This is a genomic window from Haloferax sp. Q22 (assembly GCF_001482285.1).
Taxonomy (GTDB): Archaea; Halobacteriota; Halobacteria; order Halobacteriales; family Haloferacaceae; genus Haloferax.
On record NZ_LOEP01000027.1, the window covers coordinates 73,630 to 89,615 of the forward strand.

Here is a 15,986-nt window from a genome sequence, read left to right on the forward strand (position 1 = left end):
GCTAACTGTCCTTTGCTCCCGACATGGGTTGACAACGTGTCGCGTACGGAAATGAGAGAGCGGCGTTTGCGCCCCGACGGTCTTTTCTTTCGGCGCGCCGTCCGACTCGGCGATGGGTCTGCGCGACTTCGACCTCGACGCGGCGGTCGACGACTGGACGGAGTACTACCTCGGAAACGGCCCGAGTCTCGTCGTCTTCCTCGTCCTCAACGCCGCCGCGTTCCTCGTCGGTGTGAGCTTCTACGTCCACTCCGACCCCGCGCTTTCTGACCTGCCGACGTTTCTCTACCCGCTTTTCGGTGACTCGCCGACCGCCCTCGCGCTGATGACGCTGTCGGCCGCGACGCTGCTTCCGAACCTCGGTCGCCGCGTCGCCGACGCCCCGGTCAACCGGCCGCTCGCGTACCTCCACACGCTCGCGTTCGTCTGGCTCGTCAAGTACGGCGTCTGGACGGTCGTCGCGCTCAACCTCCGGCCCGACCTCTACGTCGGCTTCTCCGGGGCCGCGCTCTGGGACTACTGGGGCATCATGCTCACTCACGCGGGCTTTCTCGCGCTCGCCCTCGTCGTCCCGCGCTACGGCGCGACCACGAAGGGCGCACTCGGGTTCGCCCTCACCCTCGCGCTCGTCAACGACGTGTTCGACTACGGTTTCGGCTACTACCCGCCGCTGAAGTACGAGGCGGGGACGCTCCTCGCGGGCATCACGGTTGCCCTCTCGTTCCTCGCAGTGTTCCTCGCGTCGCGGGCGTTCGACCGCCTCTCAGAGACGCCGGAGCCGGCCACCTGAGCGCCCCGGTACCGCCCCGACAGCGCCCCGTGAGTCACAATCGCTAATCGCACGACAGCGCGGAGTATCACATGAGTCAGGCTTTTCCCCGCCCGCAGTCTATGACCTCGTAATGGACTCCGCGGTACTGCTTGACCTACTCGGGAACGAAAACCGCCGGCGCATCCTGCGGTTGCTCTCGCACAAACCGTGCTACGTCACCGAGATCAGCGAGTACCTCGGCGTCAGCCCCAAGGCCGTCATCGACCACCTCCGAAAGCTGGAGGACGCGGGGCTCATCGAGTCCCGCACCGACGACCAGCGGCGCAAGTACTTCCACATCTCGCGGAACCTCAGGTTGGAGGTGAACGTCTCGCCGTACGGGTTCGGCGCGAAGAGCGCCTATCCGCCGAGTCCGAGCCTCGATATGGCCGGGCGCTGCCCGCACGTGACGCTCGAAGTCGAGAACGCCGGCACCGACGACGTCTCCGAGTTGGCGCGCGAACTCGGGAAACTGGAGGAACTCGACAACGAACTCTCCTTGGCCCAGCGATGGGTGCAGGGCCGCATCACCGACGTGCTCGACCGCCTCAACGACCGCCTCGGCGTCGACGCCGACAGCCGGTTCTACGCGGAGATTCTCGCCGCGCTCGCAAACGGGTCGAACACCGTCCGCGGCATCGCGAAGGACCTCAACGCGGACCCCGCGGTCGTCGACAGCGCGCTGCACCACCTCGCCGACGGTGGCCTCGTCGCCCACAATGGCGACCGCTGGCGAATCGACTGACGGCTACAGTTCCTCTGTCAGGCCCGCTCGGAGGTCGCGGCCGAAGTAGTGACCGACGAGCCCCGCGAGCCCGCCGCTCGCCGCGCCGACGCCCGCGATGGCGACGCCGTAGTCCGCGAGCAGTTGGACCGCGAAGGGCGCGAACACGGCGAACAGCGTCGAGAGGACGAACGCGAGACCGGCGGCGATTGCGCCGGCGAGCACGACTTCCGTGTAGCGTCGCTTCGACCCGACGAGGCCGAGAACGAAGCCGGCGGCGGCGATGCCGACGAACCGCCCGATGAAGCCGACGATGGGAATCGCGCCGCCGACGAGCAGTCCGCCGATGGAGAGCAGGAGCGCCGCGAGGAACACGCGCGGGGAGAACAGCCCGCTGAGGCGACCGCCGCCGGACGAGGCGGCACGCTCCGCCTGTGTCGCCTCGTCGCTCTCGCGGTTCACTCCGGAGAGCAGGTCGTCGACGGACTGCTCAGACTCCCGTTGGTCCGACCGTTGCATGTGTAGAGGGTCGCGGGCGAGCCTGATGGCTCTTGTGCCGGTGCGACAGGTTCCCGTCGAAAAGAAGGCGCGACGCGGTCGTTATGAACCTCGACCTAAGATGAGGTACAGGAGGATGCCGAGCAGCGGGGCGAGGAAGACGACGACGGCCCAGAGGAACGCCGGGTGACTGCTGTTTCGCTTCGCGTCGCTGTACGTCCACGCGGCCATCCCGATGGTGATGAGAAACACTAGGACGAACACGCCGGCCGCGCCGCCCGACTGGAGGAGTATCGTGGGGACCATACGCTGGCCGACGGACGGTCGGATAAAATGTCTTGTGTCCGTTATGTCTGCAGAGCTAACATCATCTGCGTCGGGCCCGTGACTTGGGTCTGAATCTGTGATACTCGTGCCCAGCAGTCGCACCGAACGGTGAGCGTAGCGAGCCGTTCGGCGTTTTTGGTCCAGATTTTTGCCGTGAGCGGGTCGCCGGAGGCGACCCCGAACGGTAAAAAGGTGGGTTTGAAGTCTGCCCCCACGGTATCCCGCGATATGAACGCAGGGGACCGCGTTCGCGTCACCCGCGCGGACGTCACGAACGAAGGCGTGCTCATGCCGTCTTCCACTGAGGACCACCTTGTCGTCAAACTCGACGGCGGGTACAACGTCGGCATCGCCCGCGAGGGAGCCGACGTGGACGTGCTCGAAACCGACGTGTACGACATCGAAGACGCACAGTCAGAGGGCGACGGCACCTCCGAAATCGAGTTCGACGACGACCTCCCGACCATCTCGCTCATCTCGACCGGCGGGACCATCGCCTCGACGGTCGACTACCGAACGGGCGCGGTGACCGCGCAGTTCGACGCCGAGGACGTGCTCCGGGCCGTCCCCGATCTCGCGGGCCGAGCGAACTACCGCGGCCGCGTCGTCGCCAACATCCTCTCGGAGAACATGACGACCGACGTGTGGGTCGACCTCGCCGAGGCCATCGCCGAGGAAATCGAGGCCGGTGCCGACGGCGTCGTCGTCATGCACGGCACCGACACGATGCAGTTCTCCGCGTCGGCGATGTCGTTCATGCTCGACACGCCCGTTCCCATCGTCTTCACGGGCAGTCAGCGCTCGGCCGACCGCCCCTCCTCGGACAACGTCATGAACGCCGTCTGCGCCGTCGAGGCCGCCAAGGCCGACGCCGCCGAGGTCATGGTCTGCATGCACGCCTCGGAGTCTGACGACGTCTGCGCGCTCCACGAGGGGACGCGCGTCCGCAAGAACCACACCTCCCGGCGCGACGCCTTCGAGACCGTCGGCGCGAAGCCGCTCGGCGAGGTCGACTACGAGGCCGAGGAGGTCACGTTCCGCCGCGACTACGCCCCCCGCGGCGAGGCCGACCTCGCGCTCCACGCCGACATCGAGTCCGAGGTGGAACTCGTGAAGTTCACGCCCGGGATGGACCCCGCGGCGCTCGACTACCTCGACGGGAAGGCCGGCGTCGTCATCGAGGGGACGGGCCTCGGCCACGTCCACACCGACCACATCCCGCGGTTCGAGGAACTCGTGGAAGACGGAACGGTCGTCGCCATGACCTCGCAGTGTCTCGACGGCCGCGTCTGCGACCGCGTCTACGACACCGGCCGCGATCTGCTCGACGCCGGCGTCGTCGAGGCGGGCGACACGCTCCCCGGCACGGCGAAGGTGAAGCTCATGTGGTCGCTCGCCAACCTCTCGGACCCGACCGACGCGATGGGCCGGAGCCTCGAAGGCGAACTGACCCAGCGCTCCGTCCCGTGGGAGTGAACTGATGGAGATTCGACCCGCGCGACCCGATGACTACGACGCGGTCGCCGCGTTCACCCGCGACACGTGGGCCGACCGCGGCGGGTCGGACTACATCCCCGACATCTACCACGATTGGATTTCCCCCGGCGAGTTAGCGCAGGCGACGCTCCTCGTGGACATGGGCGAGGAGACGCCCTCCGACGACGTGGCCGCCATCGCGCAGGTCGTCATGCTCTCGGAGTACGAGGGCTGGGCGCAGGGAATGCGCGTCGCGCCCGACTACCGCGAGCAGGGTCTTGCGACCCAGCTGTCGCACGCGCTTCTCGACTGGGCACGCGAGCAGGGGGCGCGCCGCGTCCGCAACATGATTCACTCGTGGAACGTCCCGAGCCTCGCCAACGCCCGTACCGTCGGGTTCGACCCCGGCATCGAGTTCCGCTGGGCGACGCCCGAACCGGACGCGACCGCCGAACCGGACGCGGTGGTCAGCGACGACGCCGACGCCGCGTGGTCCTACTGGACCGGGAGCGAGGCGCGAACCGCGTTGTCGGGGCTCGCGCTCGACCCCGTCGAGTCGTGGGCGCTCTCCGAACTCACCCGCCCCCGACTCCACGACGCCGCGGCGGACGGTCGCCTGTTCGTCGTCGGCGACGACCGCACAACAGGCTTCACCTATCGGAACCGGACCTACTCGCGCGAACGCGACGACGAGGGCGAGGTGACGTGGGCCGAGTACGCGGTCGCCGCGTGGGACGACGCGTCGGCCTGCGAGTCGCTTTTGGACGCGGTTCGACGTGACGCCGCCTCGGTCGGCGCGGACCGGACGCGCGTCCTGTTCCCCGAGCGAATCGAGTGGATTTCGGACGCGTCGCTCGCCCGGAGCGACCTCGCGGAGGAGCCGACGTTCGTCATGGAAGCGGACCTCTCCTGACGAGCGCGCCGCGTTCGACCCACGGCCGACCGCCGGTCAGTTCCACTCGACGCCGCGGACCTCGAAGCGCGCGCCGCCGAGCTCCGAGTCGGTCACGTCGAACTGCCAGCCGTGCAGGTCGGCGATTCGCCGCGCCGTCGAGAGATGTGGGGAGTCGTAATCGACGCCGAGCAACTGGTTCGGACTCGCGGTCGTCGCCGCGCGCTCTGCCGGCGACGGACCGGGACCGTCGTCGTCGACGTAGAACCCGTCGGCGGTCGTCCCCACGACGGTACTAACGGGCGGCCCGCGAGAGTCGGTCCGCTCGAAACAGTTCGTGAGCACCGCGACCAGAAACAGTCCGAACAGATGGGTGTCGGCCGAGAGCGTCCCGTCGCCGACGACCCGGAGCGAGGCGTCGTCACCGTCGTCGAGCGACGCGACCGCCCACGCCTCCGCGACGTGCGCACGGAAGTCCACCGGCGCGAGATCGAGCGTACTCGGTTGCTCGGCGGCGTCGATACCCCATTCGACGAGCGACTCGATTCGAGAGAGACTCTCGGAGAGCGCGACGGCGGCGTCGCCGTCGGCCGAGGCGAGTCGCTCGGCCGACTCGGCGGCCGACGCAAGGTGAGTCTTGAGCTCCGACGCGAGCGAGCCGACGAGCGCCGCGAGGTGTTCGTTCTTCTCGTTGACCTGCAGTTCCGCGAGCCGTCTGTCGGTGATGTCGTAGTGGACGACGAGCGCGAAGCCCCCATGTCTCGGCGTGTCTATCGGGACGACGCGGAGCGAGAACCACCGGTACACCGCGGGCGAGTGACACGGGTACTCGGCGGTGAAACAGTCGCGGTCGCCGCGGAGCACCGCGCGGATGCCGTCGGCGACGACGCCGGCGATTTCGTCGGTCTCGCGGGCCGCGTCGCACACGTCGAGGTAGTTGACGCCCGTCGAATCGGGGTCGCCGACGTAGTCGTTCGCGTCGGCGAACGTCCGCCACGCCCGGTTCGTGTAGACGATGTCTCCGTGTCTGTCGAGGAGGGCAATCGTCGCCGGGAACTCCTCGAACCCGCGTTCGATGAGCGAGACGTCGTCCATCACGGAGCGTACGTCGGGAAACCGTTTGACAGTTTCTACCACAGTAGGTCCGAAATACGAGCCGCGTCGCTCGCTGGAAAACGTATCAGAAAAATCAACGTTCGTCCGGCTGCGGCCGGGTGCAATCGGCCGCGGATTCGAGTTCGGTCGCGGTCGCGGTGGTCAGTCCGAGGCGACGGCTCGGGGCTTATGCTCGTTTCCCTCTGTACCCGCCATGGCGAGCACGTCGTCGAAGAACCCGAGCGAGTCGTGGGGACCGGGGTGGGCTTCGGGGTGGTACTGGCGCGTGATGACGCTCAGTTCCTCGCTGGCGAGGCCCTCGGCGGTGTCGTCGTTGACGTTGACCTGCGTCACGTCGAGTTGGTCGCCGGGGTCGGCGACGGTGTAGCCGTGGTTCTGGGTCGTCATGACGACCTTTCCGCTCTGAAGGTCGCGGACGGGCTGGTTGACGCCGCGGTGGCCGAAGGCCATCTTCTCGGTGGTGCCGCCGAGCGCGCTGGCGACGATCTGCTGGCCGAGGCAGATGCCCGCCAGCGGGACCTCGCCGGCGAACTCCTCGACGAGTTCGCGCGTCGCGGTGTAGTTCTCGGGGTCGCCGGGGCCGTTCGAGATGAACAGCACGTCGGGGTCGAGCGCGGTCACGTCCTCGGCGTCCGCATCGTAGGGGAGCACGTGGACCGTCGCACCGCGGTCGACGAGTGAGTCCACGATGGAGCCCTTCGCGCCGCAGTCGACGAGCGCGACGGTGGTGTCGCCGTCGCCCTCGAACGTCGTCAGCTCGGTCGTGGTGACCTGCGCACCGATGTCGACGTGCTCGCTCATGCCCTTACACTGCGCGAGTTCTTCCTTCGCGTCCTCGGGGGTCACGTCCTCGCCGACGGCGATTCCGACCTTCATCGCGCCCTCCTCGCGGATGGACGTGACGAGGTCGCGCGTGTCGAGATGGTCGACCGCTGGGACGCCCTCGTCGGCGAGCCACTCGACGACCTCCTCGGTGAACTCGCGTGCGACGGCCGCCCGAGGGTGGACCCGGTCGGACTCGAATCGCTCGGCTCGGACGCCGTAGTTCCCGATGAGGGGGTACGAGAAGGTGAGCACTTGTTCTTCGTACGAAGGGTCGGTCAGACTCTCTTCGTATCCCGTATATGCGGTTGTGAACACCAGTTCACCGCGTGTGCGCCCCGGAACACGGCCACGCGCTTCGACCACGCGACCGTCTTCCAGCGCCAGATAGGCGTCCGACATTACGAGAAACGAACGGAACACGGGTGCATAAGTGTTACTTTCGAAGTCGAGTTACGAAATTCGTAATCGGTAAGTCGCTGGGGACGGCACGTGAGATATGGACGAGCTTGACCGACGCATCCTCGATATCCTTCGACGGGACGCTCGGACCCCAAACACGGAGATTGCGGCCGAAGTCGGGACCTCCGAGGGGACCGTCAGAAACCGCGTCGAGCGGTTGGTCGAGGAAGGCGTCATCGAGCGCTTTACGATTTCGACCCGCACGGGGAACCTGAAGGCGATGATAGAGGTGACCGTCGCGGTCGACGTGGACACCAACGACGTGTCCGAGTTGATGGCCGACTGGAAGGACGTCGACTTCGTCTGGCAGGTCTCCGGCGAGGAGGACATCGTCCTCGTCGTCGACGCCGCCGACACCCGCGCCGTCAACGACCTCATCACCCGCGCCCGCGAGCACGACGACGTGAAGAGCACGAAGACCCGCCTGATTCTCGACGAGCGCCTCGGCTAATTGCGCGCCGCCGCCGCGTGGTCCGCGGTTCGCATCGAAGCTTAGTTGACCCCCGACTCCGACGGAAGGCACATGAGCAACGCAGCGGCCGACGAGGCTACTGAACTCCACAAGAACGCAGCGCAGGACGTCATCGCCGTCGACTCCGACGACAACGCCGAGGGGACGGTCAACCGACTCGACGCCCACACGGGCGACGGTATCCGCCACCGCGCCTTCACCTGCCTCGTGTTCAACGAGGAGGGACAGATACTCCTCGCCCAGCGCGCGCCCAACAAGCGCCTGTGGGACACCTCCTGGGACGGCACCGTCGCGTCTCACCCCGTCGAGGGACAGACCCAAGAGGAAGCCACCGAAGAGCGCCTCGAAGAGGAACTCGGCATCTCGCCCGATCAGTACTCCGACCTCCGGGTCACGGACAAGTTCGAGTACAAGCGCTACTACGAGAACGCCGGCCTCGAATGGGAGGTCTGTGCCGTCCTGAAGGTCACGCTCGAAGACACCACGCTCGACCCCGACGAAGAGGAAATCGCGGGCATGCTCTGGGTTGACTACGAGCACCTCCACGACCACCCCGAGTGGTACCGTCAACTGCGTCTCTGCCCGTGGTTCGAAATCGCCATGCGCCGTGACTTCGAGTAGGCTCTCGATCGAACGAGACGCGCAGGATTCGGTTCTCTCGCACGCCCGCAAGGGTGCCGCCAGCGACCCGCCCGCGGAGGTCTGCGGCGTCCTCGCCGGTGACAGCGACGCGCGCACCGTCACCGCCGCTCACCCCGTTTCGAACGTCGCCGACGAGCCGCGGGTCGCTTACGAACTCGACCCCGAAGAGACCGTTTCGATTATCGAAGCCGTCGAGTCCGCGGGCGACGACGCGGTCGGCTTCTACCACTCGCACCCCGAGTCCGCCCCCGTCCCGAGCGCGGCCGACCGGGAACAGGCGTCGTGGCCGGGCTACGTCTATCTCATCTGCTCGCCCGACGGCCGGATGACGGCCCACGAGTGGACCGGAAACGAGTTCAGCGAACTCGCTATCGCGGTCGAGTAACTCGTCGGCCTCCCGAACCTTCGCCGGTGCGCCGCGACCGCCGGCACGCTTCGGTGAGAATATCCTTACTCAGTTCACAGACGCAGCCATGGAACCCGACCGCTACGACGACCTCGACGGACAGGTCGCGCTCGTCACCGGCGCGAACCGAGGCATCGGCCGCCAGATAGCCGAGAACCTCCGCGACCGCGGCGCGACGGTGTACGCGGGGTCGCGCAGCGTCACGAACGAGACGCCAGAGGGGACGGAGCGAGTCCTCCTCGACGTGACCCAAGAAGGCGACATCGAGGAGGTCGTCGACGGCATCTTCGCCGACCAGAACCGCCTCGACATCCTCGTCAACAACGCCGGCATCGCCGAGGATGGTGATGACATCGTCGCCGAACCGACCGAGCGAATCGACCGCACCCTCGGCGTCAACCTCCGCGGGCCGATGCTCCTGTGCAAGCACGCGGTTCCCCTCCTCCTCCAGTCCGACGGCGGCCGCGTCGTCAACGTCTCGTCGGGCATGGGCGCGCTCGGCGAGGAGCAGTCCGGCGGGTCGCCCGCGTATCGAATCTCGAAGACCGGCCTCAACGGCCTCACGGTCTACCTCGACGGCCAGTACGGCGACGACGGCCTCATCGCCAACTCGGTGTGTCCCGGCTGGGTCCGCACCGACATGGGTGGCGAGGAGGCCAACCGGCCGGTCGAGAAGGGCGCGGAGACGCCGACGTGGCTCGCGACGTTCAAGCCCGGCGCGCCCGCGGGGAAGTTCTGGCGCGACAAGGAAGTCATCGACTGGTAAGCGACCGACGCCCCGCCGCCGCGGCCCTCACGTCACGCCGCCGCTCTGCTTCTCGAACGCCTCGTATTCGTCTTCGTCCAGAATCTCGCGGTAGTGCTCGACCGCCCGGTACACGTCCTCGAAGCCGACGTACGCCGGCGCGGGCGCCATGCGAACGACGTTGGGTTGGCGGAAGTCCACGACGACGCCGCGCTCCTTGAGCGCGAGGCTGACGCGGTAGGCCTCTGGATGTTCGACCGCGACGTGGCCGCCGCGGGCCGCGGGGTCACGCGGCGTGCCGACCTCGCACTCGGGCAGTCGCTCGTCCACGAGGTCGATGAGGTAGTCCGTGAGCGCCAGCGACTTCTCGCGGAGGGCGGCCACGCCGCCCGCGTCCTCGACGATGTCGAGCGCGCCGTCGAGTGGGGCCGCGGACAGCACCGGGACCGTCCCCGACTGGAACGCGCCGGCCGACTGCGCCGGCTCGTAGGTCATCGCCATGTCGAACTGCGTCTCCTTGTCGTTGCCCCACCAGCCGGCGAGCGCGGGCGTGACGCCGAAGTGGCGCTCGTTGACGTAGAGGCCGGCGATGGAGCCGGGGCCGGCGTTGAGATACTTGTAGTGACACCAGACGGCGAAGTCCGCGCCGACCTCGGAGAGCCGGTGCGGGACCGCGCCGACCGAGTGCGCGAGGTCGAAGCCGGCCAGCGCGCCGGCGTCGTGCGCCGCCTCGGTGATGGTCTCGATGTCGAACAGTTGGCCGCTCCGGTAGAGGACCGAGGGGAGAAACACCATTCCCACGTCGTCGTCGATGGCGTCGAGTACGTCCTCGGTCTTGATGGTCCGCCCGTCGCGGGTCTCGACCACGCGGAGCGCCTCGTCGGGGTCGCGGCCGGCCGCTCGGAGTTGCGCGCGAATCGCGTAGTGGTCCGTCGGGAAGTCGAGGTCGTCGACGACGATGTTCTCGCCGCGGGCGGGGTCGTAGAACGTGCCGACGAGTGCGTGGATGTTGACGGTGGTGGAGTTGGCGACGACGACCTCGTCGGGGTTCGCGCCGACGAGCGGGGCGAGTCGCTCGCCCAGTCGCTCGCCGTAGGTGAACCACTCCGGGTCGGCGTCGGTCCATCCGCGGATGGCGAGGTCGCGCCACTCGTCGATGACGCGTTCGAGCGCCGCTTCGGCGTCGACGGAGAGCGGGCCGAGCGAGTTACCGTCCATGTACAGTTCGCCCTCGGGGACGTAGAACCGGTCGCGGAGGTCCGAAAGCGGGTCCGCCGCGTCCATCTCGCGGGCGGCGTCGACGGTGAAGTCGTCGGCAATGTCGGTAATGTCGGAGTCGTCGAAGTCAGTCATACGTCGACCCGAAGCGCTCGCGCGACAAGTAGGTACGCGGCCGCGCTGGAAAAAGAGGGCTGAGTCCGCTTATTCGGCGTCGGTCGCTGCCGCCTCGGCCTCGCGGGCGAGTCGGTCGTAGGCGGCCCACGAGGGGTCAACGTCGGGGTGCTCGATTCGTTCGCCGTCCACGACGACGCCCTCGCCCGCGACGACGGTGCCGGCGACGCCGACGGGGGTACCGCGGGCGTCGAGCGCGGCGACCACGTCGTCCGTGACCGAGGGGTCCGTGGCGACGACGAGCGACCCGGCGGTGGTCGAGCGCCACGGGTCGATGCCGAGGAAGTCGCAGGTCTCGCGGACGCCGGGGCGAATCGGGATGCTCGACTCGTCGATTTCGAGTTGGACGCCCGCGCTCTCGGCGATTTCGTTGAGTGCGCCGTGGACGCCGCACTCGGTGGCGTCGTGCATGGCGTGGACGCCGCGGCCGCCGGCGGCCGAGACGGTCATCGCGTCGCGGACGGCGTCGGTCTCGTCGAGCCGTGCCTGTGCGGCCGCAAGCACGTCGTCGTCGAGGTCGGCGAACGCGTCCGGAAAGAGCGTCGTCAGAAGGCCGGTCGCCTCGACGCCCGGCCCCTTCGTCACGAGCACGTCGTCGCCGGGTCTCGCGCCGTCCGGACGGACCACGTCGTCGTGGTCGCCGACGGCGAGAGCGGTTGCGCCACCGACCCACGGGTACGAACAGCCGGCGTAGCGGGCGGTGTGGCCCGTGACGATGCTGACGCCGAGGTCGTCGGCCTCGTCGTGCATCGCTTCCCAGAGTTCGGCGAACTGCGCGTCGGTCATCTCGGGTGGGAGCGTAAAGGAGACGGCGAGGTGCGAGGGGTCCAGCCCCGAGACGGCGATGTCCGAGAGGACGATGTCGATGGCGAACCGGCCCGCACGCTCGAAGCCGAGCGCGGGGAGCACGGAGACGGGGTCGGTCGCGATGGCGACGGCGGTGCCGTCGATGTCGAGGAGGCCGAAGTCGACGCCGTGGGTCGGGCCGAGCGCCACGTCGTCGCGGGCCGCGCCCAACCGCGGGTAGATGTACTCGTCGAAGAACTCGCGGTCGACCTTTCCGAGGTCGGTCATACGCGTCCTGCGAGGGCCGCGAGTAAGAACGTACTCATCCGGCGACGACGGGCGTCCCGGTGGGGTCGAGGCCCGGTCGTCGGCGCGGCCGCTCACCGGTCAAAAGGTGGGACGGTCCCCCGTCCCTGCTCATGAAGAGACGCGGAGACGGTTCGAAGGGGCATGGAAAGTCCCACCACCGGACTGCCCGCGTCGCTTCAACCTGAACGCCGGACGTACAAGAACCTCGCTAAGTTCCCTCGATGGACCTATATAGCTCCAGTGAGGTTGCGGAGAATACTGCCGCCACACCGGAATCGACCGACGGCGGTCAGACCGGTCGGTGGCCCGCCTCGTCGGGGGTGTTGTTCGGGGTCCGCCACGCGTCGTCGAGGTGTTCGACGAGCGCGCGGGCGACCGCCACCGGCTCCTCGTGGTGGACCCAGTGGGTCGCCTCGTCGAACGTCTTGAGGTGACCGTCCTCGCAGAACGCGAGGCTCTCGCGCGCCATCTTCGGTCGGAGGAACCGGTCGCGGCTCCCCCAGACGACGAGCGTCGGATGTTCGACCGCCTCGGCGCGGGGCCGCGGGCGCTCGCGGGCGACCGCCCGGTACCAGTCGACCATCGAGCCGTAGGCTCCGGAGACAGACCACGCGGCGCGATAGCAGTCGAGGTCGGTCGCCGAGAACGTGCCGGGGAGCGCGGAGCCGGTCATCGTCCGTTCCAGGACGGCCTAGTCGCCGACAGGGGCGAGGAGTTCGGGGAGTTTCGGCAGCTGGAAGAACAGGACATACCAGCTTCGGAGCTGTTGGGCCGGGTCGCGTCTGAGGTGGCGGGAGAGCACCGCCGGGTGTGGGAGGTTCATCGCGGTGAGCGACCGCACCCGGTCGCGGTGGTGGAGCGCGGTCCACCACGCCACTGCGCCACCCCAGTCGTGACCGACGACGTGGGCCTTCTCGTGGCCGAGCGCGTCCGCGACGCCGACCACGTCACCGGCGAGTTCGTCGATACTGTACCACTCGACACCCGAGGGGCGGTCGCTCAGGTTGTAGCCGCGCTGGTCGAGCGCGACGACCCGGTAGCCCGCTTCGGTCAACGGGCGGAGGTAGTCCGTCCACGCGTACCAACACTCCGGAAAGCCGTGGAGGAGGACAACGAGTTCGCCGTCTTCCGGTCCGGCTTCGACCGCATGGAGCGTGACCTCACCCGCGTCGATGCGGCGGCTCGTCGCCTCGACGGACAGCTCCACGTCGTCGCGCGACAGCCCCGATTGCTTCGCCATACCCCTCGCTACGGCGGCGAAGGACAAATGTGCCGCGGCGGCGCGAGAGGCCGTCGACGGCGAAAAAACGGGTCGGTTCCGCGGCCGGTTCGGCTACCCGAACAGGCGCTCTCTGATGCTCCGAGAGCGACTCCGTTCGGCTAAGAGGACCGAACACTCCACGTCGTCGACGACGTCCATGACGACGGTGCCGCTGACGAGCCGCGAGAGCAGGCCGCGCTCCGTCGCACCGACGACGAGCAGTGACGCGTCGGTCGCGTGCGACTCGATAGCCCTCTCGACGTCGCCGGTCTCGACGGTGAGCGTGGCGTCGCCGAGCCCGCGCTCGTCGGCCCACTCGCGGAGGAAGCGCTCACCCGCGTCCCTGTCGTCGGCGACGTGGAGGAGCTCTATCTCCGCATCGCAGAACTCGCGTAAGACCGAGGCGATGGACGCCGAAAGGTCGGAGTCCGGGCCGCCGGCGGTCGGGACGAGCACGTGCGAGGGGTCGAAGCCGCGGTCCTTCAGCACCAACACGTCGTAGGGGAGCGCGTGCGTTATCTCCTCGTACGCGCTCTCGGCGCGGCCGGGCGACCCGTGGCTGTCGGGGCCCCAGCCCATGACGACGAGGTCGGCGTTGTAGGTCTCCGCCGCGTCGAACACTTCCTCGAACGACCGGTGGGAGAGAACGGTGTGGGTCTCCATGTCCACGCCGAGTTCGTCGGCGTCGACGCGGGCCTGTTCGAGCAGGCGGTCGGCCTCGGCGAAGTCGTACTCCTCGCGGGCCGATTCGAGAGCGGTCTGGTCCGGCACCTTCACGATGTGGACGCCGACGAGCGTCCCGTCGTTGGCCTTGGTGACGGCCCCGGCCAGCGAGATGAGGTCGCGCTCGCTTTCGGGGTTCGAAAGCGGGACCATGACGCGGTAGCCCCCGTCGGGCTGGACCGAGGTGGCGGCCGAGACTGCGGCGTCCGGGAGCTGCTCCGACTGCTGGAGCAGGTACTTTCCGAGGATCCCCTGCTTCGTCGCCTTCGTGCGGGCGTAGGCGGCGTACCACAGCATGGCGAACACCACGAAGCCGGCCGCGAGGAGGACGATAGTGTCGGCGAAGAACGCGATGAGCGCGAACGACGTAATCGCCCCGAGGATGGGAACAAGGGGGTACAGCGGAACCCGGTAGTCCGGCTGGTAATCCTCGGGGTCGGACACGCGCATCACGATGAGCGAGACGTTGAGCAGCCCGTAGATGATGAGGTGGAGAACGCTCCCGGCGTTCGCGAGGGTGTTGACGTCAGCCAGCAGGATAAACAGGAGGATAAACCCGCCGGTGATGGCGATAGAGCGGTACGGCGTGCCGAACCGGGGGTGAATCTCGTTGAGTTCCGAGGAGACGATTCGGTCGCGCCCCATGGCGAAGTTAATCCGCGAGGAAGCGAGAATCGAGGCGTTCGCGGACGAGGCGGTGGCGAGGAGGCCGCCGAACAGCATCGCGCCCGCACCGACCGGACCGATGAGGAGCCGGGCGACGTCGACGACGGCGGTCTCGTTCCCGGCGACGAGGCTGTTGTCCACGGCGGCCAGCACGGTCAGGAGGACGAGCGCGTACACCAGCGTCACGATGACGACGCTGCCGAGGACGGCCCGCGGGAGATTCTTTCCGGGGTCCTTGATCTCCTCCGCGACGGAGGTGATCTGGACGAATCCGAGGTACGAGACGAAGATGAGGCCGGTCACGGGCAGGAGCGGCGACACGCCCTTGTCCGGCGGGACGAACGGCCGGAGTTTCGCGAGGTCCGCGTTCAGGAGTCCGAAGACCGTGAACACGGCGAGGATGGCCAGCAAAATGAGGACGATGGCGTTCTGTAGCTTCCCCGTCTCCTTCGCGCCGACGTAGTTGATGAACACGAAGAGCAGACCGCCCGCGAGGGCGACGAGCTTCACGGCGGAAACCGTGATACCGCCGAGGACGAGGCTCGGAATGGGGAGGAACGTCACCACGTACTGACCGAAGCCGGTCATGTAGAACGCGGAGGCGAACGCGAGTCCCATCCAGTTGCCCCACCCGGCGACACTGCCGAACAGCGGTCCGAGGGCGTGGTTGATGTAGTAGTACGCACCGCCGGATTTCGGCATCGCGGTGCCCAGTTCGCTGGCGGACATGGCGGTCAAGAGCGCGATGACGCCGCCGAGGACGAACGCGGCGGCCGCGAGCGGCCCGGCCTGTTGGACCGCGGCCCCCGGAAGCACGAAGATGCCCGCGCCGATCATCGTCCCGATACCGATGGTCAACGCCGCGAGCGGGCCGAGGTCTTTCGCGAGTTCCTCGTCTGTCATGTTTCACCGTCTTCGTCGGCGCCGTCCGCCGGCAGCACGACCACGGGGCGGTCGCTGTGCCGAATCAACTCCTCGCGGACCGCGCCGGAAAAGAGGTCCCACCACGAGCGGCCGCCGCGCGGGGTGAAGACGATAGCCGTCGCGTCGGCCTCGCGAGCCGCCTCGAGAATGGCGTCGCCGACGTCGGTCGCGAACCGGAGATCGGTCTTGAGTTCGATGCCGGCGTCGTTCGCGGCGCGGCGAGCGATATCGAACAGCTCGTCTGCGACCTCCTCGCGCTGTTCGACGCCGGCTTTGTCCGGCGCGCCGCCCGCCTTCTCGATGACGTGGACGACGGAGGCCCGACCGTCGGCCGCTGCGATGCGCGGGAACGCGGTGGCACAGGTGAGTTCGGCGTCGTCCGCGTTCGCGAGCGGGAGCAGAGGGTGAGAGAACAGCGATTCGACGTGTTCAGTCATGTGTCGAACCTGTGGGTGTGGTGTAAGAGAGGCGATTCCACCCGGCGGAACGGGATTGTGCCGGGGCGAGCGAGCCCAATTCACAACGTGACCGT

16 protein-coding genes and 1 pseudogene are annotated in these 15,986 nt (G+C 68.0%); 8 read left to right on the plus strand and 9 right to left on the minus strand.

The window, feature by feature from the left end; genetic code table 11:
* Nucleotides 1-112: 112 nt before the first annotated feature.
* Complete coding sequence (locus tag AM590_RS11305) at nucleotides 113-790, plus strand: DUF1405 domain-containing protein (RefSeq protein WP_058827562.1); 678 nt, start codon at nucleotides 113-115, stop codon at nucleotides 788-790.
* Nucleotides 791-902: 112 nt separating this feature from the next.
* Complete coding sequence (locus AM590_RS11310) at nucleotides 903-1,556, plus strand: metalloregulator ArsR/SmtB family transcription factor (protein WP_004975018.1); 654 nt, start codon at nucleotides 903-905, stop codon at nucleotides 1,554-1,556.
* Nucleotides 1,557-1,559: 3 nt separating this feature from the next.
* Here the strand turns inward: AM590_RS11310 and AM590_RS11315 are convergent, their stop codons facing one another.
* The gene (locus AM590_RS11315) at nucleotides 1,560-2,054 is read right to left on the minus strand and encodes a hypothetical protein (protein WP_058827563.1); all 495 of its coding nucleotides are present in this window, start codon (nucleotides 2,052-2,054) and stop codon (nucleotides 1,560-1,562) included.
* Nucleotides 2,055-2,135: 81 nt separating this feature from the next.
* On the minus strand, nucleotides 2,136-2,339 hold the full coding sequence (locus AM590_RS11320) for a PLDc N-terminal domain-containing protein (RefSeq protein ID WP_058827564.1): 204 nt from the start codon (nucleotides 2,337-2,339) through the stop codon (nucleotides 2,136-2,138).
* A gap of 249 nt (nucleotides 2,340-2,588) precedes the next feature.
* Here AM590_RS11320 and gatD point away from each other — a divergent pair, with 249 nt between their 5' ends.
* Together gatD and AM590_RS11330 are read left to right on the plus strand one after the other, a co-directional pair.
* Nucleotides 2,589-3,836, plus strand: a complete 1,248-nt coding sequence (gene gatD, locus AM590_RS11325; RefSeq protein WP_058827565.1) for a Glu-tRNA(Gln) amidotransferase subunit GatD — start codon at nucleotides 2,589-2,591, stop codon at nucleotides 3,834-3,836.
* Between the two features lie 4 nt (nucleotides 3,837-3,840).
* Nucleotides 3,841-4,749 carry a GNAT family N-acetyltransferase gene (locus tag AM590_RS11330; protein ID WP_058827566.1) on the plus strand — a complete coding sequence of 303 codons (909 nt, stop codon included), beginning with the start codon at nucleotides 3,841-3,843 and terminating at the stop codon, nucleotides 4,747-4,749.
* A 36-nt stretch (nucleotides 4,750-4,785) separates the two neighbouring features.
* Here the strand turns inward: AM590_RS11330 and AM590_RS11335 are convergent, their stop codons facing one another.
* Together AM590_RS11335 and carA are read right to left on the minus strand one after the other, a co-directional pair.
* Nucleotides 4,786-5,823, minus strand: a complete 1,038-nt coding sequence (locus tag AM590_RS11335; RefSeq protein WP_058827567.1) for a HAMP domain-containing sensor histidine kinase — start codon at nucleotides 5,821-5,823, stop codon at nucleotides 4,786-4,788.
* A gap of 162 nt (nucleotides 5,824-5,985) precedes the next feature.
* Complete coding sequence (gene carA / locus AM590_RS11340) at nucleotides 5,986-7,068, minus strand: glutamine-hydrolyzing carbamoyl-phosphate synthase small subunit (RefSeq protein ID WP_058827568.1); 1,083 nt, start codon at nucleotides 7,066-7,068, stop codon at nucleotides 5,986-5,988.
* Between the two features lie 97 nt (nucleotides 7,069-7,165).
* On the opposite strand from carA, the gene AM590_RS11345 reads away from it, so the two are divergent.
* The 4 genes from AM590_RS11345 (at nucleotide 7,166) to AM590_RS11360 (ending at nucleotide 9,414) form a co-directional block, all read left to right on the plus strand.
* Nucleotides 7,166-7,579 (plus strand): Lrp/AsnC family transcriptional regulator, encoded by a 414-nt coding sequence (locus tag AM590_RS11345; RefSeq protein ID WP_004042482.1) that lies wholly within the window; start codon nucleotides 7,166-7,168, stop codon nucleotides 7,577-7,579.
* 72 nt (nucleotides 7,580-7,651) lie between these two features.
* Complete coding sequence (locus tag AM590_RS11350; protein WP_058566919.1) at nucleotides 7,652-8,221, plus strand: NUDIX domain-containing protein; 570 nt, start codon at nucleotides 7,652-7,654, stop codon at nucleotides 8,219-8,221.
* The gene (locus tag AM590_RS11355; protein WP_058827569.1) at nucleotides 8,208-8,627 is read left to right on the plus strand and encodes a desampylase; all 420 of its coding nucleotides are present in this window, start codon (nucleotides 8,208-8,210) and stop codon (nucleotides 8,625-8,627) included. Before AM590_RS11350 ends, AM590_RS11355 begins: the two co-directional genes overlap by 14 nt.
* Nucleotides 8,628-8,715: 88 nt before the next feature.
* Nucleotides 8,716-9,414, plus strand: coding sequence for an SDR family NAD(P)-dependent oxidoreductase (locus AM590_RS11360; protein WP_058827570.1), 699 nt, complete (start codon nucleotides 8,716-8,718; stop codon nucleotides 9,412-9,414).
* A 27-nt stretch (nucleotides 9,415-9,441) separates the two neighbouring features.
* Here AM590_RS11360 and kynU read toward each other — a convergent pair whose 3' ends face one another.
* From kynU to AM590_RS11385, 5 genes and pseudogenes are all read right to left on the minus strand, one after another.
* Nucleotides 9,442-10,746: a kynureninase gene (gene kynU, locus AM590_RS11365; RefSeq protein WP_157575460.1), complete on the minus strand. Its 1,305-nt coding sequence runs from the start codon at nucleotides 10,744-10,746 to the stop codon at nucleotides 9,442-9,444.
* Nucleotides 10,747-10,815: 69 nt separating this feature from the next.
* Nucleotides 10,816-11,859, minus strand: coding sequence for an AIR synthase family protein (locus tag AM590_RS11370; RefSeq protein WP_058827571.1), 1,044 nt, complete (start codon nucleotides 11,857-11,859; stop codon nucleotides 10,816-10,818).
* Between the two features lie 310 nt (nucleotides 11,860-12,169).
* Nucleotides 12,170-13,120: pseudogene (locus tag AM590_RS11375) on the minus strand (alpha/beta fold hydrolase).
* A 93-nt stretch (nucleotides 13,121-13,213) separates the two neighbouring features.
* Entirely contained in the window at nucleotides 13,214-15,433 is a 2,220-nt protein-coding gene (locus tag AM590_RS11380; protein WP_058827572.1) for an amino acid permease, read from the minus strand.
* A complete protein-coding gene (locus AM590_RS11385) occupies nucleotides 15,430-15,891 on the minus strand; it encodes a universal stress protein (protein ID WP_058827573.1) in 462 nt (153 codons plus the stop codon). Before AM590_RS11385 ends, AM590_RS11380 begins: the two co-directional genes overlap by 4 nt.
* Nucleotides 15,892-15,986 lie beyond the last annotated feature (95 nt).